Origin of the sequence: Cellulomonas sp. (assembly GCF_965229465.1) — a bacterium.
Classification (GTDB): Bacteria; Actinomycetota; Actinomycetes; order Actinomycetales; family Cellulomonadaceae; genus Cellulomonas.
Window position 1 is genome coordinate 703,439 of the sequence record NZ_OZ245882.1, and the last position, 23,150, is coordinate 726,588.

Annotated in this window: 19 protein-coding genes; 9 read left to right on the forward strand and 10 right to left on the reverse strand. The window is 72.9% G+C overall.

Features of this window, described 5'->3' with window-relative positions:
* Window positions 1–49 precede the first annotated feature (49 nt).
* The 5 genes from ACO06A_RS03270 (at window position 50) to arfB (ending at window position 5,072) form a co-directional block, all read left to right on the forward strand.
* A complete protein-coding gene (locus ACO06A_RS03270) occupies window positions 50–370 on the forward strand; it encodes a DUF192 domain-containing protein (protein WP_421734658.1) in 321 nt (106 codons plus the stop codon).
* Between the two features lie 201 nt (window positions 371–571).
* The gene (locus ACO06A_RS03275) at window positions 572–988 is read left to right on the forward strand and encodes a hypothetical protein (protein WP_421734659.1); all 417 of its coding nucleotides are present in this window, start codon (window positions 572–574) and stop codon (window positions 986–988) included.
* Window positions 989–1,064: 76 nt separating this feature from the next.
* On the forward strand, window positions 1,065–2,912 hold the full coding sequence (locus tag ACO06A_RS03280) for an ABC transporter ATP-binding protein (RefSeq protein ID WP_421734660.1): 1,848 nt from the start codon (window positions 1,065–1,067) through the stop codon (window positions 2,910–2,912).
* Complete coding sequence (locus tag ACO06A_RS03285) at window positions 2,909–4,642, forward strand: ABC transporter ATP-binding protein (RefSeq protein ID WP_421734661.1); 1,734 nt, start codon at window positions 2,909–2,911, stop codon at window positions 4,640–4,642. Before ACO06A_RS03280 ends, ACO06A_RS03285 begins: the two co-directional genes overlap by 4 nt.
* Window position 4,643: 1 nt before the next feature.
* Complete coding sequence (arfB, locus tag ACO06A_RS03290) at window positions 4,644–5,072, forward strand: alternative ribosome rescue aminoacyl-tRNA hydrolase ArfB (protein WP_421734662.1); 429 nt, start codon at window positions 4,644–4,646, stop codon at window positions 5,070–5,072.
* On the opposite strand, the gene ACO06A_RS03295 is transcribed toward arfB, so the two are convergent.
* Complete coding sequence (locus ACO06A_RS03295) at window positions 5,038–5,979, reverse strand: SURF1 family protein (protein WP_421734663.1); 942 nt, start codon at window positions 5,977–5,979, stop codon at window positions 5,038–5,040. The two genes, arfB and ACO06A_RS03295, sit on opposite strands and share 35 nt — an antisense overlap.
* Before the next feature lie 278 nt (window positions 5,980–6,257).
* On the opposite strand from ACO06A_RS03295, the gene ACO06A_RS03300 reads away from it, so the two are divergent.
* The 3 genes from ACO06A_RS03300 (at window position 6,258) to ACO06A_RS03310 (ending at window position 12,163) form a co-directional block, all read left to right on the forward strand.
* Window positions 6,258–8,735, forward strand: a complete 2,478-nt coding sequence (locus ACO06A_RS03300) for a phosphoketolase family protein (protein ID WP_421734664.1) — start codon at window positions 6,258–6,260, stop codon at window positions 8,733–8,735.
* Window positions 8,736–8,816: 81 nt separating this feature from the next.
* Complete coding sequence (gene pta, locus ACO06A_RS03305) at window positions 8,817–10,892, forward strand: phosphate acetyltransferase (RefSeq protein WP_421734665.1); 2,076 nt, start codon at window positions 8,817–8,819, stop codon at window positions 10,890–10,892.
* A complete protein-coding gene (locus ACO06A_RS03310; protein WP_421734666.1) occupies window positions 10,889–12,163 on the forward strand; it encodes an acetate/propionate family kinase in 1,275 nt (424 codons plus the stop codon). Before pta ends, ACO06A_RS03310 begins: the two co-directional genes overlap by 4 nt.
* Before the next feature lie 3 nt (window positions 12,164–12,166).
* On the opposite strand, the gene ACO06A_RS03315 is transcribed toward ACO06A_RS03310, so the two are convergent.
* The 9 genes from ACO06A_RS03315 to ACO06A_RS03355 form a co-directional block, all read right to left on the reverse strand.
* Window positions 12,167–13,798: a succinic semialdehyde dehydrogenase gene (locus ACO06A_RS03315; protein WP_421734667.1), complete on the reverse strand. Its 1,632-nt coding sequence runs from the start codon at window positions 13,796–13,798 to the stop codon at window positions 12,167–12,169.
* A gap of 39 nt (window positions 13,799–13,837) precedes the next feature.
* Window positions 13,838–15,514, reverse strand: coding sequence for a phosphoenolpyruvate--protein phosphotransferase (gene ptsP / locus ACO06A_RS03320; protein ID WP_421734668.1), 1,677 nt, complete (start codon window positions 15,512–15,514; stop codon window positions 13,838–13,840).
* Entirely contained in the window at window positions 15,511–15,783 is a 273-nt protein-coding gene (locus tag ACO06A_RS03325) for an HPr family phosphocarrier protein (RefSeq protein ID WP_421734669.1), read from the reverse strand. Before ACO06A_RS03325 ends, ptsP begins: the two co-directional genes overlap by 4 nt.
* Before the next feature lie 56 nt (window positions 15,784–15,839).
* Window positions 15,840–16,823, reverse strand: a complete 984-nt coding sequence (locus tag ACO06A_RS03330; RefSeq protein WP_421734670.1) for a 1-phosphofructokinase family hexose kinase — start codon at window positions 16,821–16,823, stop codon at window positions 15,840–15,842.
* 85 nt (window positions 16,824–16,908) lie between these two features.
* Window positions 16,909–17,343: a PTS sugar transporter subunit IIA gene (locus tag ACO06A_RS03335; RefSeq protein WP_421734671.1), complete on the reverse strand. Its 435-nt coding sequence runs from the start codon at window positions 17,341–17,343 to the stop codon at window positions 16,909–16,911.
* On the reverse strand, window positions 17,340–18,974 hold the full coding sequence (locus ACO06A_RS03340; protein WP_421734672.1) for a PTS mannitol transporter subunit IICB: 1,635 nt from the start codon (window positions 18,972–18,974) through the stop codon (window positions 17,340–17,342). The genes ACO06A_RS03335 and ACO06A_RS03340 overlap by 4 nt, the downstream gene beginning before the upstream one ends.
* A gap of 54 nt (window positions 18,975–19,028) precedes the next feature.
* Window positions 19,029–20,069, reverse strand: a complete 1,041-nt coding sequence (locus ACO06A_RS03345) for a zinc-dependent dehydrogenase (protein ID WP_421734673.1) — start codon at window positions 20,067–20,069, stop codon at window positions 19,029–19,031.
* A gap of 48 nt (window positions 20,070–20,117) precedes the next feature.
* A complete protein-coding gene (locus tag ACO06A_RS03350) occupies window positions 20,118–20,879 on the reverse strand; it encodes a DeoR/GlpR family DNA-binding transcription regulator (protein WP_421734674.1) in 762 nt (253 codons plus the stop codon).
* Window positions 20,880–21,172: 293 nt separating this feature from the next.
* The gene (locus tag ACO06A_RS03355; RefSeq protein ID WP_175348053.1) at window positions 21,173–22,297 is read right to left on the reverse strand and encodes a GuaB3 family IMP dehydrogenase-related protein; all 1,125 of its coding nucleotides are present in this window, start codon (window positions 22,295–22,297) and stop codon (window positions 21,173–21,175) included.
* Window positions 22,298–22,424: 127 nt separating this feature from the next.
* Between ACO06A_RS03355 and ACO06A_RS03360 the strand changes: the two genes are divergently transcribed.
* Window positions 22,425–23,144, forward strand: a complete 720-nt coding sequence (locus ACO06A_RS03360; RefSeq protein WP_421734675.1) for an exonuclease domain-containing protein — start codon at window positions 22,425–22,427, stop codon at window positions 23,142–23,144.
* The last annotated feature ends 6 nt before the right edge of the window (window positions 23,145–23,150 follow it).

Genomic DNA, 23,150 nt, shown 5'->3' on the forward strand with positions numbered 1-23,150 from the left:
GTCCATGGCTGTGCGCGCCCGCTCACTCTTGTTGGTGAACGGTTCGACAGTGGCCACCGTCGAGGTGGCGGACACCTGGCGAGCGCGGCTCCGAGGGCTCCTGGGACGCACCGAGCTGCCCGAGGCGCTCTGGCTCGAGCCCGAGAGCTCCGTGCACGGCGTCGGCATGCGCGTGAGCCTCGACGTCGCCCTGCTCGACGGGTCCGGCGTCGTGACGCACACCCTGGTGCTGCGCCCGTGGGGCCTGACCTGGCCGCGCCGGGGCATCGTTGCCGTCGTGGAGGCCCCGCGGGGGAGCTTCGACCGGTGGGGCCTGCACCCGGGCAGCGTGGTGGCACGCGGGTCGACGACCGTCACGCAGGAGTCCTGAGGCACTCCCCCATCGTCTGCCGGCCCCCTGCGTCCCGGCCCGGGCCCACGGTGCCCACCTGTGCCGGGCCGGTGGGTCCGCCGAGCGCTGGAAGGCGGGTACAGGGGCCCTGCCGGGATGAGCCGACGGGCCCACGCACGCGGCCGGAATTCACCCGCACCATGGAGGCGCAGGGGGACGTCGACGCCGGGAGGTCCACGGATGCGCGCTGCACTCACCGCTCGGATCGCGATCGGCACCGCCGCCGGAGCGATCGCCGCCGCCCTGCTCGGCGCCTGGGTCACCGACGCCACGGTCGACGGCGCCGCCGGGACCGCCGTGCGGACCACCCTGGTCCTCGTGGTCCTCGTGCTCGTCCCCTGGTGGGCGCTGCGCCAGGAGCTGCTCCAGGCGCACCGGGCGCGGCTGCGGACGTGGGCCGTGGCCGGCGTGCTCGTGGGCTACCTGGTCAACCCGTTCGCCTGGCGGGGCGACGCCCTCGTCGCGGCGGCGTTCACCGGGTCGCCCGGCTCCTGTGCCGTCGACCTGGCCCTGTGGATGGCGGTCGGCACGGCCACCTGCGTCGTGACCAGCCAGGCGGCGGCCCGGAGCGACCAGTCCCTCGGCTACACGGGCTGACGCTCGCGTCCGGCCGGCCGCCGGCCGCCGAAAACGAGGCGACCGGTGTCAGTACCGGCACGTAACGTTGCCGCTCGTGCGTTCCCTCCCTCTCGACGACCCCGGTACCCCGCCTCTGAGCGGGCCTACCGCGCTGCTCTGCTGGCTGGCGCGTCGGCAGTGGGGCATCCTCCTGACCGCCGTCGGCCTCGGCATCACCATGTTCGCGTGCCAGGCGTTCACCCCGTACGTCGTCGGCCGTGCCATCGACGACGGGCTGGCCAGCGGCTTCGGCCCCGACCTGTGGCGCGCGTGCGGCACCCTCCTGGCGCTCGGCGCGGTGATCATCACGGCCTCGGCCATCGGGCACCGGTACGACGTGAACAACTGGCTGCGGGCCGCCTTCACGTCCTCGCAGCTGGTCGGCCGCACCGTCGCGCGCTCCGGCCACACGATCACCAAGGAGCTGCCGACCGGTGAGGTCGTCTCGGCCGTCGCCAACGACGCGCTGCGCATCGGCGAGGTGTTCGCGATGGCCGCCCACTTCCTCGGCAGCCTCGTGGCGTACGGGATCGTCGCGGCGCTCATGCTCCGCGTCTCCGTGCCGCTCGGGCTCGTCGTCGTCCTCGGCCTCCCGACGGTCGCGGCGATCCTCGGCCTCCTGGTCAAGCCGCTGTCGAGGCGTCAGGCCGCGCAGCGTGAGGCGTCCGGCCGGCTGACCACGCTCGGCTCCGACACGGTCTCGGGGCTGCGGATCCTGCGCGGCATCGGCGGCGAGGAGGTCTTCACGGGCCGCTACCGCGCGCAGTCGCAGGAGACGCGCCGCCGCGGGGTCGAGGTGGCCAAGACGCAGTCGATCCTCGACGCGCTCCAGGTGCTGCTCCCGGGGGCGTTCGTCATCACGCTCATCTGGCTCGGCGCGCACATGGCGCTGGCCGGCACCATCACCCCCGGCCAGCTGGTGTCGACGTACGGGTTCGCCGCGTTCCTGTCGTGGCCCGTGCAGAACGCCACGCAGATGCTCCAGGCGGCGACCCGCGCGCACATCGGCGCCACCAAGGTGGTCAAGGTGCTCCAGGTGGTGCCCGCCACCGGCGCGACGCCCGGCACGGCCGACTCCCCCGAGCGGCACGCGCCGCTGGTGGACGAGGTCAGCGACCTGCGGCTCGAGCCCGGCCGGGTGGTCGCGCTGGTGAGCGCCGACCCCGACGAGTCCGCGCGCATCGCCACGCGGCTCGGCCGGTTCGACGACGACGCCGAGAAGGACACCCCGGTGCGCCTGGGCGGCGTGCTGCTCTCGGAGCTGGACAAGGACGTGGTCCGCGAGCGCATCGTGGTCGCGGAGGCCACCCCGCACCTGTTCTCCGGGCGGCTGGAGCAGGAGCTCGACGTGCGCGGCTCCGCCACCGAGGACGACCTGCTCCGGGTGATCGCCACGGCCGATGCGCAGGACGTGCTCGACTCGGTGCCCGACGGCCTCGCCGGCGACCTCCCCGAGAAGGGGCGCTCGTTGTCCGGCGGGCAGCGTCAGCGCGTCGCACTGGCCCGCGCGCTGCTCATCGACCCGGAGATCCTGGTGCTCGTGGAGCCGACCAGCGCGGTCGACGCCCACACCGAGGCGCGGATCGCCGCACGGCTGGCCGACGTCCGGCGGGGCCGCACGACGCTCGTCGTGACCGCGAGCCCGCTGGTGCTGGACCACGTCGACGAGGTCGCGTTCGTGCAGGACGGCGTCATCCGCGCCCGCGGCACGCACGACGACCTGCTCACGCACGGCGCCGGCGACCTCGAGGTCGCGCGGGCGTACCGCGCGGTCGTGGGCCGGCGGATGGACGAGGAGTCGCAGGACTTCCGCTCGGTCGAGGACCTGGCGGAGGACGAGCGGCTGCACCAGGAGCTGATGGCCGCCCAGTCGGCCGGAGAGAACGGAGGAGGTCGGTCATGAAGCTCCCCATCGCGGACTCGGCGACGGTCCGGGCCTACACCGCCCTCCTGTTCCGCAAGCACCGGCGGCCGTTGACCCTCATCGCGGTCCTGCACACGCTGGCGGCGACGGCGGGCCTGGCCGGGCCGTGGCTGCTCGGCATGCTCATCGACGCCGTCACCGAGGGCACCACCGCCGGGTACGTCAACTCGCTCATCGCCATCGGGGCGGTGGCCGTGCTGGCGCAGACGGTGCTCATCCGGTTCGCGCAGCGCTCGTCGATGATCTTCGGCGAGGAGGTCTTCGCCGAGCTGCGCGAGGAGTTCATCGAGAAGGTCACGGCCCTGCCGCTGTCGGTCGTGGAGCGCGCGGGAACGGGCGACCTGGTCGCGCGCACCACCAACGACGTGAACAAGCTCCAGCACGCGGTGCGGTTCGGTGTGCCCCGCGTGATCGTCGCGGTGGTCACCATCTCGCTGACGATCGTGGCGTGCCTGCTCCTGTCGCCGGTCGTCTCGCTCGCCATGTTCCTGGGTGTTCCGACGCTGCTGATCATCGTGCGCTGGTACCTCAAGCGGGCCGCGCCCGCGTACCAGCGCGAGTCGGCGGCGTACGCGGTGCTCAACGGCACGATCACGGAGTCGGTCGAGGGCGCCCGCACGGTCGACGCACTGCGGCTCGGGGCCCGTCGCATGCGTCGGGTGGACGAGGACCTGGCGGAGGCGTTCGAGGCGGAGCGGGCCACGCTGCGGCTGCGCACGATCCTGTTCCCGGGCATCGACCTGACGTTCGTCCTCGCGCCCGCCGCGGTGCTGTTCTGGGGCGGCTACCTGGCCTCCCAGGGCTACGTCTCGGTCGGCGCCGTGACGACGATCGTCCTGTACACGTACCAGATCACCGGTCCCGTCTGGGAGCTGATCTTCTGGATCGACGAGATCCAGGTGGCCGCCACGTCGCTCGCGCGCATCGTCGGCGTCCAGCTGGTCGAGCCGGACCGTCAGGCCCGCGAGGGCACACCGGTCGACGAGGACATCGCCGCCCGGGACCTGGAGTACGCGTACCGCGAGGGTCACAACGTGCTGCACGGGATCGCCCTGGACCTCGCGGCCGGGGAGCGGCTGGCGGTCGTGGGCCCGTCCGGGGCGGGCAAGTCGACGCTCGGGCGCATGCTCGCCGGCATCCACCCGCCGAGCGCGGGCACGGTGACGGTCGGCGGGGTGCCGCTGATCGACCTGCCGCTGGAGGAGCTGCGCGGGCACGTCGCCCTGGTCACCCAGGAGCACCACGTGTTCGTCGGGTCGGTGGCCGACAACCTGCGCCTGGCCCAGGTGGACGCCGACGCGGCCGCGCTCGAGCGTGCCCTGCGCGCGGTCGACGCCTGGGAGTGGGTGCAGGCGCTGCCCCAGGGCCTCGAGACCGAGGTCGGCTCGGGCGGCGCCGCGCTCACGCCGGCGCAGGCCCAGCAGATCGCGCTGGCCCGGCTGGTGCTCCTCGACCCGCACACGCTGGTGCTCGACGAGGCCACCTCGCTGCTCGACCCACGGGCGGCCCGGCACCTCGAGCGGTCGCTGTCGGCAGTTCTCGCGGGCCGCACGGTCGTCGCCATCGCGCACCGGCTGCACACCGCGCACGACGCGGACCGGGTGGCGGTCGTCGACGGCGGGCGGATCACCGAGATCGGCCCGCACGACGAGCTGGTGGCGGCCGGCGGCGACTACGCGGCGCTGTGGCACTCGTGGCAGCACGAGTGACATGACCGGTCCACTGGTGCTGCGCGGGGGTGTCGTCGTTCCGGACGACGCCCTCGCGTGGCGCTTCTCGCGGTCCAGCGGCCCGGGCGGTCAGTCGGTGAACACCACCGACTCACGCGTCGAGCTCACGGTCGACCTGGCGCGGATCGCGTGGACCAGCCCCACGCAGCAGGATCGGGTCCTGGCGCGGCTGGCGGGTCGGCTGCGCGGTTCGACGCTCACCCTGAGCGCCCAGGAGTACCGGTCGCAGCTGCGCAACCGCGAGGCCGCGCTCACCCGGGTGCAGGCGCTGCTCGACGACGCCCTCGCTCCCCCGGGACCGACGCGCCGCGCCACCCGACCGAGCCGGGGATCCCAGGTGCGCAGGGTCCAGGGCGAGCAGAAGCGACGGGCGGTCAAGCAGATGCGGCGCCGCCCTCCGCTGGGCTGACGGGCTCGTCCTGCTCCGGCCCGGCGCCGCGGGCCTCGTCGCGCACCAGCCGGAGCCACAGCAGCACCGCGAACGCGCCGAAGATCCACCACTGCGCGGCGTAGGCGAGGTTCTGGATGTTCAGCCCGGCGCCGGGCTTCGTCGGCGGGTCGAGCAGGGCGACCGCCGACGCCTGCGCGGGGTCGGACGCGGCGACCACCAGGTAGCCCGTGTAGATCGGCCCGCCCCAGGAGTTGAGCAGCTCGGCGGAGCTGATCGCGTCGGTCCGGCCGTCGACCACCCCGGTTCCCGCCTGCTCGGACGCCTGGAGGTAGCCGGTGACCTCGACCGGTCCGGCCGGTGGCGCGTCGGCGTCCGCCGCGGTCGGCACCCAGCCCCGCGCCACCGGCAGCACGGCACCGTCGGTCGTCGTCAGAGGCGTCAGGACGAGCAGGCCCGTGGTCCCGTCGTGCGCGCGGCCCGTCACCAGCAGCTGGCCGGCGGCGTCGTAGGTGCCGGTCACGGACACCTTGCGGCCCACGAGGTCGCCGGTGAACGTGGTCTGCGGGGCCAGCACGTCGTCGAGCGGGACCGGGGGCGCGGCGACGAGCTGGGCGGTCAGCCGCTCCGCGGCAGCCGCGCCGTGCACCTGCGCACGGTCCAGCTGCCACGCACCCAGCCGGGCGCAGAGCGCGGCAGCGGCGAGCAGGAGGACGAGGAGCAGGAGCATGCGCGGCCGGACCGCGGCGCGCAGCATGGTCGTCGGCGGGCGTCGCTCGGCCTGCGACCACGCGGACAGCGCACGGGACGGCGACGCCCCCTCCACCCCGGCGACGCGCCCGAGCGGGCGACCGTGACCATCGTCACTGCCTGCCGCCGACCGTGCCGCGCGGTCGTGCGCGACGGCTGCGGGGCGGTGTTCGGTCACCCCTCACGGTACCTCGCAGGGAGGGCCCGACCACTCCCGCAGACCCCGCTCGGAGGGGCCCACGACCCCGCTGACCTGCGCACCCGTGGGCCCCGCCGGCCATCGGACGTTCCGATCCCGTGCACCTGCCCCTCCTGCGCCGGACGGCGGAGTGCGGTTGTATGACAACTAGGCCCGCGCAGCAACCGGAGGACCTAGGTCCTCCGGTCGCGACAGGGTCCGACGACAGGCTGACACCGGACCGGCGTGATTGCCGGAACGACGACTGGGGAGCGCGCATGAGCACGACGACGTCGGAACGCGGAACGTGGCGGACGGGGAGCGGTGATGCTCTCGACGCCGAGACGCTGAACCGCATCGACCAGTGGTGGCGGGCCGCCAACTACCTCTCGGTGGGTCAGATCTACCTGCTGGACAACGCGCTGCTGCGCGAGCCGCTGACGCGCGACCACGTCAAGCCGCGACTCCTGGGCCACTGGGGCACGACGCCCGGCCTGAACTTCCTGTACGCGCACCTGAACCGCGCGATCGCCGAGCGCGAGCAGTCCACCATCTACATCACCGGGCCCGGCCACGGTGGCCCCGGCCTGGTGGCCAGCGCGTACCTCGACGGCACGTACTCGGAGTACTACTCGGACATCACCGAGGACAGCGAGGGCATCCACCGCCTGTTCCGGCAGTTCTCGTTCCCCGGCGGCATCCCGAGCCACGTCGCACCGGAGACCCCCGGGTCGATCCACGAGGGCGGCGAGCTCGGCTATGCGCTGAGCCACGCGTACGGGGCCGCGTTCGACAACCCCGACCTGCTGGTCGCCACCGTCATCGGCGACGGCGAGGCGGAGACCGGACCGCTGGCCACCAGCTGGCACTCGAACAAGTTCGTCAACGTCCAGAACGACGGGGTCGTCCTGCCGATCCTGCACCTCAACGGCTACAAGATCGCCAACCCGACGGTGCTCGCGCGCATCCCCGAGGAGGAGCTCGCGTCACTGATGGTCGGGTACGGCCACAAGCCGCACATGTTCGTCGCGGGCTTCGACGACGAGTCGCACGAGGACATCCACCGCCGGTTCGCGACGCTGCTGGACGAGGTGCTCGACGAGATCGCGGAGATCAAGCGCAGCGCGCACGCCGGCAACGAGCAGCGCCCGCAGTGGCCGATGATCGTGTTCCGCACCCCGAAGGGCTGGACCGGGCCGGACTACATCGACGGCAAGAAGACCACCGGCTCGTGGCGGGCGCACCAGGTGCCGCTGGCCAACGCGCGGGACACCCCGGAGCACCTCGACGTGCTGCGCAAGTGGCTGGAGTCGTACCGGGTCAACGAGCTGTTCGACGAGAGCGGGAAGCTGCACGACGACGTCCGCGCGCTCGCACCCCAGGGGCACCTGCGGATGAGCGACAACCCGCACGCCAACGGCGGCCTGCTGCTCAAGGACCTGCGCCTGCCGGACTTCCGGGAGTACGCGGTCGACGTGCCGGTGCCGGGCGGCTCGATGAGCGAGGCGCCGCGCGTGCTGGGCGACTGGCTCACCGACGTCATCCGGCTCAACCCCGACAACTTCCGGATCTTCGGTCCCGACGAGACGGCGTCGAACCGCCTCCAGTCGGTGTTCCAGACCACCGACAAGCAGTGGAACGCCGAGTTCTTCGGGGGCGACGTCGACGAGCACCTGGCGCGCGCCGGCCGCGTGCTGGAGATGCTCAGCGAGCACCAGTGCCAGGGCTGGCTCGAGGGGTACCTGCTGACGGGCCGGCACGGCCTGTTCAACTGCTACGAGGCGTTCATCCACATCATCGACTCGATGTTCAACCAGCACGCCAAGTGGCTGAAGGTCACCGATGACATCCCGTGGCGCCGGCCCATCGCGAGCCTGAACTACCTGCTGTCCAGCCACGTCTGGCGCCAGGACCACAACGGCTTCAGCCACCAGGACCCTGGGTTCATCGACCACGTGGTGAACAAGAAGGCCGAGGTCGTGCGGGTCTACCTGCCGCCGGACGCCAACACCCTGCTGTCCACCTACGACCACTGCCTGCGCAGCCGGCAGTACGTCAACGTGGTGGTGGCGGGCAAGCAGCCGGCCCCGAACTTCCTGACCATGGACCAGGCCGTCGCGCACTGCACGCGCGGGCTCGGGATCTGGGACTGGGCGGGGTCGGAGGTGCCGGGTGAGAAGCCCGACGTCGTGCTCGGTGCCGCCGGCGACGTGCCGACGCTCGAGGTGCTGGCGGCGGCGGACATCCTGCGCCGCGAGCTGCCCGACCTCAAGGTCCGCGTGATCAACGTGGTCGACCTGATGCGCCTCCAGGACGCGCGGGAGCACCCGCACGGCCTGTCCGACGCGCAGTTCGACGGCCTGTTCACGGACGACAAGCCGGTGATCTTCGCGTACCACGGGTACCCGTGGCTCATCCACCGGCTCACGTACCGCCGCAAGGGCCACACCAACATCCACGTGCGCGGCTACAAGGAGGAGGGCACCACGACGACGCCCTTCGACATGGTCATGCTCAACGACCTCGACCGGTTCCACCTCGTCATCGACGTCATCGACAACGTGCCGCACCTGCGCACGGCCCAGGCCAACCTGCGGCAGAAGATGGTCGACGAGCGCCTCCGGGCCCGCGAGTACACCCGCGCGTTCGGCGACGACCTGCCCGAGGTCCGCGACTGGGTCTGGCCCGACGCGCAGGACCAGTCGGACTCCGGTCAGGTGGCGGCGACGCTGTCGACCGGCGGAGACAACGAGTAGCTCGACACCGTCCGTGGGGCGGGCGACGCCGCCCGCCCCACGGTCCCGCACCACCCGCACCACCTTCAGGAGACGCCCACCGTGGCCCGCAGCATCTATGTCACCTCCCCCGAGGGGGATTCCGGCAAGTCCATGGTCGCGCTCGGACTGGTGGACCTCCTGGCCCGCACGGTCCAGCGCGTCGGGGTGTTCCGACCCGTGGCGCGCTCCACCCACGTGCGCGACTACGTCCTGGAGCTGCTGCTCCAGCACGACGGCGTCGACCTCACCTACGAGGAGTGCGTGGGGGTGACCTACGAGCAGGTGCTGCACGACCCCGAGCAGGCGCTCGCGCAGATCGTCGCGAGGTACCACGACGTGGAGCGGCGCTGCGACGCCGTCGTCGTCGTCGGCACGGACTACACCGACGTCGCCGGGCCCACGGAGCTGGCCTACAACGCCCGCATCGCGGCGAACCTGGGCGCCCCGGTGGTGCTCGTCATCAACGGGGGCCACCGCAAGCCTGCCGTGATCGCCCAGGTGGCCGATGTCGTCGTCACCGAGATGCACGCCAACCACGCCCAGGTGGTCTCGGTCGTCGCCAACCGCTGCGCCCCGGGCTCGGTGAGCGGCGTCCGCGACGCCCTGCGCTCCGGCACCGGGCTTCCCTCGTGGGCGGTGCCGGAGAACCCGCTGCTCACGGCGCCGACGGTCCGGCAGCTGTCCGAGTCGGTGCGCGGCACGCTCATCTCGGGCGACGAGGCGCTGCTCCAGCGCGAGGTGCTCGACGTCATCGTCGGCGCGATGTCGATGGAGCACCTGCTGGGCAAGCTGACGGACGGTGCCGTCGTCATCACGCCGGGCGACCGGTCCGACGTGCTGCTCGGCCTGCTGATGGCGCACCAGGCCGAGGGGTTCCCCTCCCTGGCCGGCATCATCCTCAACGGTGGGTTCCGCCCGGCCCCGCTGATCGCGCGGCTGCTCAACGGGCTCGGGAGCAAGCTGCCGATCCTCAGCACGGAGCTGGGCACGTTCCGCTCCGCGAGCGCCGTCGCGGACACGCACGGCCGGCTGACCGGCGACTCGCAGCGCAAGATCGACACCGCGCTGTCGCTGTTCGAGCAGCACGTCGACGGCGCCGCGCTCCTGGCCGCGCTGGACGTCGAGCGGCCCGAGGTGGTCACGCCGCTGATGTTCGAGTTCGCCCTGCTGGACCGCGCCCGGGCGAACAAGCAGCACGTGGTGCTCCCGGAGGGCACGGACGACCGGATCCTGCGGGCGGCATCGACCCTGCTCCAGCGCGGCGTCGCCCAGATCACGATCCTCGGCGAGGAGCCCGCCATCCGCACCCGCGCCACCGAGCTCGGCCTCGACCTCGACGCGGCCGCCGTCATCGACCCGCACGACCCGGTGCTGCTGGAGCGGTTCGCCGAGGCGTACACCGAGATGCGCAAGCACAAGGGCATGACGGTCGAGCGGGCGCGGGAGATCGTCTCGTCGGTCTCCTACTTCGGCACGATGATGGTCCAGCTCGGGCTGGCGGACGGCATGGTGTCCGGCGCGGCGCACACCACCGCGCACACCATCAAGCCGTCGTTCGAGATCATCAAGACCTCGCCCGGCGTCGGCAGCGTGTCCAGCGCGTTCCTCATGTGCCTCGAGGACCGCGTCCTCGTGTACGCCGACTGCGCGGTCATCCCCGACCCGACCGCGGAGCAGCTGGCGGACATCGCGATCTCGTCGGCGGGCACCGCCCAGCAGTTCGGCATCGAGCCGCGCATCGCGATGCTCTCCTACTCCACCGGCGAGTCCGGCTCGGGCGCGGACGTGGAGAAGGTCCGGACCGCGACCGCGCTGGTCAGGGAGCGTCGGCCGGACCTCTCGGTCGAGGGCCCGATCCAGTACGACGCCGCCGTCGACGCCTCCGTGGCGAAGACCAAGATGCCGGACTCGGCCGTGGCCGGCCGCGCGACGGTGTTCGTGTTCCCCGACCTCAACACCGGCAACAACACCTACAAGGCCGTGCAGCGCTCCGCCGGAGCCGTTGCCATCGGCCCCGTGCTCCAGGGGCTGCGCAAGCCGGTCAACGACCTGTCGCGCGGCGCCCTGGTGCAGGACATCGTCAACACGGTCGCGATCACGGCCATCCAGGCACAGACGGAGGCGACCTCAGCATGAACCAGCCCACCCCGCACCAGCACGGCAGCGTTCTCGTCGTGAACTCCGGCTCGTCGTCGATCAAGTACCAGCTGGTCAACCCGGTGGGCGGTGAGGCGATCGCGTCGGGTCTCGTCGAGCGCATCGGTGAGAGCGAGGGCCTGGTCAAGCACACGTACGCCGGGAACACGACGACGCGCACCGACGCGGTGCCCGATCACGGCGCCGGGCTGCGCGCGGTCCTCGCGCTCTTCGACGAGGTCGGTCCGGACCTGGCCGAGGCGCACGTGGTCGCGGTCGGTCACCGGGTGGTGCAGGGCGGCTCCGTGTTCGGGGCCCCCGTGATCGTCGACGACGACGTCGTGGCGCAGATCGACGCCCTCGCGCCGTTGGCGCCGCTGCACACCCCGCCGAACCTCACGGGCATCCAGGTGGCGCGCGAGCTGCTGCCGGACGTGCCGCACGTGGTCGTCTTCGACACCGCGTTCTTCCGCACGCTGCCCGAGGCGGCGGCCACCTACGCGATCGACCGCGCCGTGGCCAAGGCCCACGACGTGCGCCGCTACGGCTTCCACGGCACGTCGCACCAGTACGTGTCGGGCAAGGTGGCGCGGGTGCTCGGGCGCAAGCTCGAGGACCTCAACCAGATCGTGCTGCATCTGGGCAACGGCGCGTCCGCGTCGGCGGTCCGCGGGGGCGCCGCGGTGGAGACCTCGATGGGCATGACGCCGCTGGAGGGCCTGGTCATGGGCACCCGGTCCGGCGACGTCGACCCCGCGGTGCTCATCCACCTGCAGCGCAACGCGGGCATGTCGGTCGACGACATCGACGACCTGCTCAACCGCCGGTCCGGGCTCAAGGGGCTCGCGGGCGAGAACGACTTCCGCGAGCTGCACAAGCTGGTCGAGGCCGGCGACGAGGACGCGATCCTCGCGCTGGACGTCTACGTGCACCGGCTGCGCAAGTACATCGGCGCCTACCACGCGGTGCTCGGCCGGGTCGACGTCATCGTGTTCACCGCGGGCGTCGGCGAGAACGACGACATCGTCCGCGCGCGCGCGCTCGAGGGGCTCGAGGCCATGGGCATCGCGGTAGACCTGGAGCGCAACGCCGGCCGCAAGAAGGAGCCGACGATCATCTCCCCGGACTGGGCCAGCACCCTGGTGATGGTGGTGCCGACCAACGAGGAGCTGGCCATCGCGCGGCAGGCCGTGGCCACCGTCGAGGCGGCCGGTTACGAGGGCACCAGCGACGAGTCGGACCCCGCACCTGCGGCGGCCGGGCACGCCTGACCGCTACGGCAGGCGCAGCGCCCTGAGCGTCCGCAGCACCTCGGTGTACACGCGGGGCCACGTCTCGGTGCCCAGGTCGAACATCCGGTGCAGCCCGACGCCGGGGCCACCGAGCACCCCGTGCACGCCGTGCTGCACCGCCACGGTCTGCACCCGCGTGGTCGCCCAGAGGCCCTCGCGGCCGTGCCGGCTGCCGATCCCCGACGCCCCGATGCCGCCCTGGGGAGCGGCTACCGAGCCCCAGGTGGCGACGTAGCCCTCGTTGACGTTGACGCTGCCCACCCGGACGCGCGCGGCGAGCGCGGCGCCGCGGCGGGTGTCCGCCGTCCAGATGCTCGCGTTCAGGCCGAGGTCGCTGTCGTTCATGGCGGCGACCGCCTCGTCGTCGGAGGCCACGGTGGACACCGTGACGACCGGACCGAAGGTCTCCTCGCGCACCAGCCGCGCCTCGCTCGGCACGTCGGTGAGGATGGTGGGCTCGTAGAACCACGGACCGACGTCGGAGCGGTGCACCGCGCCGGCCAGCACGGTGGCCCCGTTCCCGACGGCGTCCTCGACGTGCTCGACGACGGTGGCCAGCTGCGCGGCGGACGTGAGCGACCCGATGTCCGAACGGTAGTCCAGCCCCGAGCCGAGGCGCAGCGCCTTGGTGCGCCGGACGAAGGCCGCGGTGAACGCGTCGGCGACGTCCTGGTGCACGTAGATCCGCTCGATGCTCACGCACACCTGGCCGGCGCCGACGAAGCACGCGCGCACGGCGCCCTCGGCAGCGACCTCGACGTCGACGTCGTCGGCCACGTACATCGGGTTCTTGCCGCCCAGCTCCAGGGTGGCCGGCACCAGCCGCTCTCCCGCGTGCGCGGCGACGACCCGGCCCGTGCGCGTGGACCCCGTGAAGCTCACGTGGTCCACGTTCTCCACGACGGCCGCCCCGACGGTCGGCCCGTCACCGACGAGCACCTGGAGCAGACCGTCGGGCAGCCCGGCGACCTCCAGCAGCTCGGCGGCCCACAGTGACGTCAGCGCGGTCTGCGGGTCCGGCCGCAGGAGGACCGCGTTGCCCGCCACCAACGCGGGAAGCACGTCGCCGAGCGTCAGGGTCAGGGGGAAGTTCCAGGGCGCGATGATGCCGACGACGCCGACCGGGTGCCGCAGCACGCGCGTCGTCGTCAGCCCGGGCATGAGGCCTGGGACCCGACGGGGTGCGAGGTAGCGACCGGCGCGCGCGGCGTAGTGCCGGGCCACCAGCGCGATGTCGCAGACCTCCTCGAACGCCGAGACCCGCGCCTTGCCCGACTCCACCTGGATGAGGTCGAGCACGTCGCTCTGCCGCTCGAGCACGAGGTCGTGCACTCGTGAGAGCACGGCGGTCCGCTCGCGCAGGGGCCGAAGAGCCCACAGCCGCTGGGCGGCACGCGCGACCTTGGCGGCGCGCACGACGTCCTCGGGCGTGGACAGCGGGATCGCGGCGATCGGGCCACCGGTGAACGGCGCGTGCGACGTGTACGTGCTCGCGCCGGGCGAGGCGACGACGCGCCGCAGCAGGGGCCGGACGTCGTCCGGCTCCAGCACGTAGGTCGCCAGCGGGTCGGTCTCAGGGTCGTGGAGCTCGATGTGTCCCGGGTCGTGCGCCATACGGGCGAGAGTACGCGCGGCACCGGGAAGGTCCGCCCGCTACACGCCCAACGTCTCGCGCACGTCCGGGTGGAGAAGGGCGACGACGGCAGCGCGCCCCTCGCCGGCCGACTGGGCCGCGAGCGCGGTGGCGGCCATCGTCGCGCACTCCGCGGTGGTGTGGTGCCGCAGCGCGTACCGGACCGCGGGGATGGCACCCACCGACATCGACAGGCTGGTCACCCCGAGCCCGACGAGCACCAGCGCCAGCACCGGGTCCGACGCCGACTCCCCGCACACCCCGACGGGCTTGCGCGCCCGCAGCCCCGCCCGGGCGGTGCTGTCCACCAGGTCGAGCACGGCCGGCTGCCACGGGTCCAGCAGGTCGGCCAGCTCGCCGCGGAGCCGGTCGCTGGCCATCGTGTACTGCGCCAGGTCGTTGGTGCCCACCGAGACGAAGTCCACCTCCGCGAGGATCTCCCGCGCGCGCAGCGCCGCCGCCGGCACCTCGATCATCACGCCGACGATCGAGACCCCCGCGGCCCGTGCCCGGGTGGCGAAGTCGCGCGCCTCGGCGGGCGTCGTGACCATCGGCGCCATCACCCACGGGGTGGTGCCGGTCTCGGCCTGCGCGCGGGCCAGCGCCTCGAGCTGGGTGTCCAGCAGCTCCGGGTGCGACCGCACCAGGCGGTACCCGCGCACGCCCAGCGCCGGGTTCTCCTCGCCCGCCTGCGTGACGAACGGGAGCGGCTTGTCGGCGCCCGCGTCGAGCGTGCGCACGACGACCTTGCCGCCCTCGAACGCCCGCAGGACCCGGCTGTACTCGGCCACCTGCTCGGCCTGGGACGGGGCGGTCGCGCGTCCGAGGTAGAGCACCTCGGTCCGGAACAGCCCGACGCCCTCGGTGGGCACCGCGCTGGCGCGGTCGGCGTCCTTGCCGGTGCCGATGTTGGCCATCAGCTTGACCGCGTGACCGTCGGCGGTGGCCCCGGGTGCCGTGTCGGACTCCAGCGCGACGGCCGCCGCCCGGCGCGCCCGCGACTGCTCCCGGATCTCCGGACCGGGGTCGAGGGTGACGGTCCCGGTGACGGCGTCCACGGCCACCTCGGTGCCGGGCTCGAGGTCCATGATCCCCGTGGTGCGGACGACGCACGGGATGCCCAGCTGCCCGGCGATGATCGCGGTGTGGCCGGTGGGCCCGCCGCGCTCGGTGACGATCGCGAGGACCTGGCGGACGTCGAGCGCCGCGGTGTCGGCCGGTGCCAGGTCCGCCGCGACCACGATGCTCGGCTCGGTCAGCGGCGGGACGCCGGGCTCGTCGAGGCCGAGCAGGACGGCGACGACGCGGTCGCGCACGCTGCGCAGGTCGGTGACCCGCTCGGCGAGCGCCCCGCCGGCGGCGGTGAACATGTCGACGAACCGGGCGATCGCGCGGTCGACGGCTTCGGCGGGGGTCTCCCCCGCGGCCACGCGCTGCTCGGCCTCGGTGCGCAGCGCCGGGTCGGCGGCCATCTGCGCGGTGGCGCCGAGCACGGCCGCGAGCGCGCCGGTCGCGGCTTGCGCGCGGGTCTGGAGGGAGGTCGCGACCTGCTCGAACGCCGGCCCGAGCTGCGCGGGGTCGCCGCCGCCCTGGGGCGGGATCACGGGCGAGGGGTAGGCCTTGGCGATCGGCCCGACGACCAGACCGCGCCCGACCCCCACGCCGACGAGGGTGCGGGGTCCGGCGGCGACGCTCATACCTCGGCGTCCAGGTCCGTGGCCAGGAGGCCGACCAGCGAGTCCAGCACGTCGTCGGCCTGGGGACCGTCGGCGGTCAGGACGACCTGCTCGCCGTGCGCGGCGGACAACGTCATCACCATCAGCATGCTGGCGGCGTCCACGGGCGAGCCGCCCGCCTTCGCGATGGTGACGGGGATGCCCGCGGCGCCGGCGGCCTGCGCGAACAGGGAGGCGGGGCGCGCGTGCAGGCCCTGGGCGGAGGCGATCGCGACGGTGCGTTCGGTCATGGCAGGTCTCCTTGGATCAGCGGTACGAGTAGACGCGGAGTGTCAGGTGCCGGTTCTCAGGCGAGCCCGGCGGGGGCGGTCCGGAACAGGTCCGCGGGGTCGAGCGCAGCGTCAGGTTCCGCGACGACCTGCACGGCGGCGAGGTCGAGGTCGGCGGGTCCGGGGATGGCGCTGCCGGGCAGCCCCACGGCCGCACGGCCCCAGGCGACGGCGGCGCGCAGGCGCTCGAGCGGCTCGCCGTCGGTGGCGAGGAAGCCGGCGAGCGTGCAGTCGCCCGCGCCGACGGTGCTGCGCGGCACGATCGGCGAGCCGCCGGCCCACCAGCTGTGCGTGGCGGTGACGAGCAGCGCACCGTCGGCCCCGAGCGACACCAGAGCGCTGTCGTGGCCGCGGGCGAGCACCGATCGGGCCCCCGCGACGATCTCGCCGACGGTGGTCGGGGAGGCGCCCAGCACGTCGCAGAGCTCGTCGAGGTTCGGCTTGAGCAGCGCGGTGCCGCCCGCACGGACGGTCGCGTCGAGCGCCGGGCCCGAGGCGTCCACCGCGACGGGGATGCCCCGGGCGGCCGCGGCCGCGACGAGCCGCGGGTACAGGTCGGCTCCGGCGCCGCGGGGCACGCTGCCCGCGAGCACGAGCCAGGACCCCGAGGGGCCGGCGGCGTCCAGCTCGCGCTCGACGGCGGCCACCAGCGCGGCTGCCTCGTCGTCGTCGAGCGTAGGACCGGCGGCGTTCACCTTCGTGGTCACGCCGCGCGCGTCGACGACCGCCACGTTGCTGCGGGTGGCGCCGCGCACCGGGACCGCCCGGGCGGGCACGCCGAGCGCACTGAGCAGGTCGACCAGCTCGGCGCCGTCGGCTCCGCCCACCGGCAGGACGGCGCGTGTGGGGATGCCGTGCCGGGCGAGCGCCCGGGAGACGTTGATGCCCTTGCCACCGGCGTGCACGTGCGTGCCGTGCGCGCGGGTGACCTCGCCGACCGCGAGGACGTCGACGTCGAAGGTGCGGTCGAGGCTCGGGTTGGGGGTGACCGTGATGATCAAGGTGTGCTCCGTCGAAGTGGTGGTCCAGGGTGCCGGGGCCCCGGCGCGTCGTGCCCGCGCCGGGGCCGCGGCCGTCAGTCGGTGCTCACGTGTTGACCCGCTGGACGATGTCGTACAGCTCGTCCGCGGTCGTCGCGTCCAGGACGCGGCGGACCTCGTCCTCGTCGGCGAAGATCACCGCGATCTTGCCGAGGATCCCCAGGTGCTCATCGTTGACGCCGGCGATCCCGACGACGACCCGCACCGGGTTGCCGGCCCAGTCGATCGGCTCGTCGTAGCGGATCAGGCACAGGGCCGACCGGACGATCGCGTCCTTGGCGGCGTTGGTGCCGTGCGGGATGGCCAGGTAGTTGCCCATGTAGGTGGACACCGACCGCTCCCGCTCCGCCATGGCCTCGACGTACTGCGCCGTGACCGCGCCGGAGGACGCGAGAAGCTCGCCCGCCTCCCGGATCGCCTCGTCGCGGGCGGTCGCCCGCCCCGAGGCGACGACGAGGTCCCGGGTCAGGATGTCGCTCACGACGCTCCGTCCCCGGCTGTCTCCCCGGCTGCGCCTGCTTTGGCCTCCTGCACGACGCTGTCGTACACCGGGCTGTTCATGAAGTTGTCCACCGAGACGTGCCGCGAGTTCGGCGCCTGCTTGCGTGCGCGGTCGGTCAGCTCGCGCTGGCTGATCACCAGGTCGACGTCGTCCTGGAGGTTGGCGACGGCCTTGTTGACCACCGTGACGCCCTCCACGCCGGCCTTGCGCAGCTTGTCGCGCAGGACGCTGGCGCCCATCGCGCTCGACCCCATACCTGCGTCGCACGCGAACACGATCGACCGGATCGGTCGGACCGCCGTGGCCGTCGCCGTGCCGTGGCCCGACAGTGCGGCCTCTGCAGCCTCCGCGGTGCGCTCCTCGACGACCAGCGCGCTCAGTGCCGCGCTGCTCTTGCCCTTGTTCGCCTCGGTCTGCGCGATCGCGGCACTGAGGTCGCCGGTCTCGCCCGCCGCGAGGTCACGCTTGCGGGTGGCCCGCAGGATGACGGCCGCGATGAGGAACGACACGGTCGCGGAGAGCACCACCGACAGGATCACGCCGGGGAAGCTGCCTCGGGCCGTCTGCGCGAAGACCGCGAAGATGCTGCCCGGCGCCGCAGGCCCGACCAGCCCGCTGCCCATCACGACGTTCGTCCCGATGCCCGTCATGCCACCCGCGATCGCCGCGATGATGAGCGTCGGCTTCATGAGCACGAACGGGAAGTACACCTCGTGGATGCCACCGAAGAACTGCACGATGATCGCGCCGGGAGCCGTCGAGCGCGCCGCACCGACTCCGAGGAGCGTGTAGGCGAGCAGGATGCCCAGGCCCGGGCCGGGGTTGGCCTCGACGAGGAACAGCAGCGACTTGCCCTGCTCGGCGACCTGCGCCGCGCCCAGGGGCACGAGCACGCCGTTGCCGATCGCGTTGTTGAGGAACAGCACCTTCGCCGGCTCCACGATCACGCTCATGAACGGCAGGATGTGGTTGTCGGCCATCAGCTGGACGATGTCGCCGAGCCAGGTGCTGATCTGCGTGACGATGGGCGCGACGCCGTAGAACGCGGCGACGGACAGTGCCCCGCCGAGGATGCCGGCCGAGAACATGTTCACGAGCATCTCGAACCCGGGTCTGATCTTGCCGTCCCAGATCGAGTCGATCTTCTTCATGAGCCACGCCGACAGCGGGCCCAGGATCATGGCGCCGAGGAACATCGGCACCGTGCTGCCGACGATGATGCCGACCGTCGCGATGGACGCGACGACCCCACCGCGCTCGCCGTAGACCATCCGGCCGCCCGCGTTCGCGATGAGCAGCGGGAGCAGGAAGGTCACCATCGGGCCGACGAGCCCGAGGTACTGGTGGAACGTCGTGCCGTCCTCCGCCAGCATGAGCTGCGTCGCCGCGCCCGACCAGGCGCCCGGCAGGTCGGCGTTGCCGAACCCGCCGAGCACGCCGTTCGGCAGCCAGCCGACGGCGATGAACAGTGCCGTGATCAGGCCCCATGCCAGGAACGCCGGCAGGTTGGGCATGATCATGCCGGTCAGGAAGGCACCGAACCTCTGGATGTGGACCTGGGCGTTCTTACCCCGGGACACGGGTGGAGCACCTGCTGTTGTGGTGGCCATGTGCGGCTCACTCCGCTCTTGATCGTCGTTGATCGGATGGAACGGTCGCGATCGTCAGGGTTCGATCGTGACCTTGATGCCCGTGCCCCCACGGACGATGTCGATGCCCTCGACGACCTGGTCGAGCGGCAGGAGGTGTGTGATGAGGTCGGAGACCGGGACGCGACCGTCCGCGATCATGGCGAGCGCCTGGCGGTTGTGCTCGGGGCTCGAGCCGTTGGCACCCATGAGCATCAGCTCCTTGTAGTGCACGACGTTCGAGTCGAGGGTGATCGTCGGCTTGTCCTTGGGCAGGCCGCCGAACAGGCTGAACCGACCGCGCGGCGCCAGCATCTGGAGCGCCTGCTCCTGGGCCGCGCCGGAGGCCGCCGCCGTGATGACGACGCTGACGCCCTTGCCGCCGGTGAGCTCGAGGACCGCTGCCACCGGGTCGACCTCGCCCGCGCAGATCGCCGCGTCGGGCTTGACGACCTCGGCCGCGAGGTCGAGACGCTCCCGGCTCAGCTCCACGAGGTAGACCGTCTCGGCGCCGCGTGCCCGGGCGAGGCGCACGTGCAGGCAGCCGATCGGGCCGGCGCCGACCACGACGACGGTGTCGCCGTCGTGCACGTCGATGAGCTCCTGGGCGTTGATCGCGCACGCGAACGGCTCGGCGACGGAGGCCTCGGCGTAGCTGACGCCGTCGGGGATCCGGTTGAGCCCGTCCACCTTGAGCACGGCGGGCGGCACGATCATGAACGGCGCGAACCCGCCGTCGAAGTCGTAGCCCATCGAGACCTGGTTCGGGCAGATGGTCTCCAGTCCGCCGGTGCAGAAGTCGCACTCGCCGCACGGGATCGCCGCGATGACCTGGACGCGGTCGCCCGGCGCCCAGCCGGTCACGCCCTCGCCGACCTCGACGATCTCGCCGGCGATCTCGTGGCCCATGACGCGCGGGGGCCGGATGCGCTGGTGGCCCGAGGTGGAGATCTTCACGTCGGTGCCGCACATCGAGCAGGCGCGCACGCGGAGCTTGACCTCGCCGGCGCCGGTGGTCGGCTCGGGGGCGTCCTCGAGCCGGGTGTCGCCGGGGGCGTAGAAGCGGAAGACCTTCATCGTTCTCCTTCGATCGGTGCTGTGCTGTGCAGTGCAGAGGTACGTCGGTCAGGCCCGGACCACGCGTGGTCCGGCGGACTCGATCTCGTCGGCGAGCTCGGCGTTGATGCCCGTGTCGGTCACGAGCGTGTCGACGGCCGACAGCGGCGCGACGATGGCGAGGTCGGAGCGGCCGACCTTGGTGTGGTCGGCGAGGACGACCGTGCGACGGCCGGCAGCGACGAGCGCGCGCTTCACGGCGGCCTCCGCCAGGTCGGGGGTGGTCAGCCCGTTCTCGACGGTCAGCCCGTTGGTGCCGAGGAAGGTGGTGTCCACGCGCACGTCGGCGAGCGCCCGCTCGGCCCACGTGCCGACCGCGGCGAGGGTGCGGCCGCGGATGGTGCCGCCGATGACGTGCAGGGTGATGTTCGGCCGGGTGGCCAGCACGATCGCGACCGGCAGCGCGTGCGTGACGACGGTCAGCTCGCGGTCCTGCGGCAGCATCTCGGCCAGCCGGACGGTCGTGGTGCCGGCGTCGAGGATGATCGCGCCGCCGTCGGGCAGCTCGTCGAGCGCCGCCTTGGCGATCCGCTCCTTCTCCCCCGCGAGCATGCGCTCCCGGTCGGCGATCCCCGGCTCGAAGCCGAGCCGCTCGACGGGGATGGCCCCGCCGTGCACGCGGCGCACCAGACCGAGCCGCTCGAGGGCGCTCAGGTCGCGGCGGACGGTCTCGGGGGTGACGTCGAGCTCGGCGGCCAGGTGGGCGACATCGACGCGGCCGTCGGCGCGCGCCCGGAGAAGGATCTGCTGGTGCCGCTCCTGTGCGTACATGCCCCGCCCTCTCCGTCCGTGCCCGGCACGGCCGACGTCGACGTCGGGTGCCGGCAGACGTCGTCGGTGACGCCTGCCGAGATGCAGCATGCAGCAGTCGACCGAAGGACGTCAAGCAGACTCGGACTCAAGCAGGGCGAAACAAACATCGAGTCTTTGCATATAGCAGCGCGAAACGCAGATCGTCTAGGACTTCCGGCGGGCCATCACGAGACACGGGCCTGTTCGGACATCCGTGCCGGCGGGCGGCGCAGAGGTCGAACAGGCCCGTGGGGGCGATCGGTGGGGCGCCGTCAGTGCGGCTGGTACGGGCTCACGACCACCTCGACGCGCTGGAACTCCTTGAGGTCCGAGTACCCGGTGGTGGCCATCGCCCGGCGGAGCGCGCCGATGAGGTTCAGCGTGCCGTCCGCCGTGTGCCCCGGCCCGAAGAGGATCTGCTCGAGCGAGCCCGCGGTGCCCACCTCGACGCGCTCCCCGCGGGGCAGCTGCGGGTGGTGCGCCTCGGGTCCCCAGTGCCAGCCGCGACCGGGCGCCTCGGTGGCGCGGGCCAGCGCGGCGCCGAGCATGACCGCGTCCGCACCGCACGCGACGGCCTTGACCAGGTCACCCGAGCGACCGACACCGCCGTCGGCGATCACGTGCACGTACCGGCCGCCGGACTCGTCGAGGTAGTCGCGCCGGGCTGCGGCGACGTCCGCGACGGCCGACGCCATCGGCGCGTGGATGCCCAGCGACAGCCGGGTGGTGTGCGCGGCACCCCCGCCGAAGCCGACGAGCACGCCCGCCGCTCCCGTGCGCATGAGGTGCAGCGCGGCCGTGTAGGTCGAGGCGCCGCCGACGATGACCGGGACGTCCAGCTCGTAGATGAACCGCTTGAGGTTGAGCGGCTCGGCGCGGCCGGACACGTGCTCGGCCGACACGGTGGTGCCCCGGATGAGGAAGAGGTCGACGCCGGCGTCGACGACGGTGCGCCAGAACTCGTTGGTGCGCTGCGGGGACAGGGCGCCGGCCACGGTGACTCCAGCTGCCCGGATCTCCTTGAGCCGCGCGGTGATGAGCTCCGCCTGGATCGGGGCCGCATAGATCTCCTGCATGCGGGCGGTCGCGCGGGCACTGTCGAAGGTGGCGATCTCCGCGAGCAGGGGCGCCGGGTCCTCGTAGCGCGTCCACAGACCCTCGAGGTCGAGCACACCGAGCCCACCGGCCCGACCGAGCGCGACCGCGGTGGCCGGGCTCATCACCGAGTCCATCGGCGCCGCGATGATCGGCAGGTCGAAGTGGTAGGCGTCGATCTGCCAGCCGACCGAGACCTCCTCGGGGTCCCGGGTCCGCCGCGACGGGACGACCGCGATGTCGTCGAAGGAGTAGGCCCGGCGTCCGCGCTTTCCGCGGCCGATCTCGATCTCGTTGCTCACCGGGCCAGGCTACCGGGGCACGGGACCTGTCCCCTGCCTCGCGGCACGCGGGCCGCCTCCGCGGCAATGTCGTAGGTCGGTGCGAGTCTGGCTCTGCACGCACCAGGCAGGACGAGAGCGGGACACGATGAGCTGGACGGACGGGCCACTGCTCGGCTTCGACACCGAGACCACGGGTGTCGACGTCGACACCGACCGCATCGTCACCGCCGCCCTCGTCCGCCGCGACGCCTCCGGCACCCACGTCCGCAGCTGGCTGATCAACCCGGGCGTCGAGATCCCCGAGGCCGCCGCCGCCATCCACGGGGTCAGCACGCAGCACGCACGCCAGCACGGCCGACCGCCGCGGGAGGCGCTCGAGGAGATCGCGGCCGACCTGGCCGAGGCCTTCCGGGGCGGCGTCCCGGTCGTGGCGTACAACGCCGCGTTCGACCTGTGCCTGCTCGACGCGGAGCTGCGGCGCCACCGGCTGAAGACGCTGCCCGACCGCCTGTGCAGCGACGCGCGGCCGGTCATCGACCCGCTCGTGCTCGACCGCGCGGAGGACCAGCTCCGGCGCGGGAAGCGCAAGCTGGTCGACCTCTGCGGCTTCTACCAGGTGGTCGAGTCCGGCGCGCTGCACACCGCCGACGTGGACGTCGTCGCGACGCTCGACGTGCTCGAGCGGATCGTCGGACGCTTCCCGCACCTGGCCACGCTCGACCTCGACACCCTGCACGAGTACCAGTCCACGGCACACCAGGCGTGGGCCGAGGGGTTCAACGCGTGGCGCGCCGAGCAGGGACTGGACGGGCCCGGCGCCTCGCACGTCTGGCCCACGCGCGAGCCAGTGGGCACGCTCTGGTGAGACGCG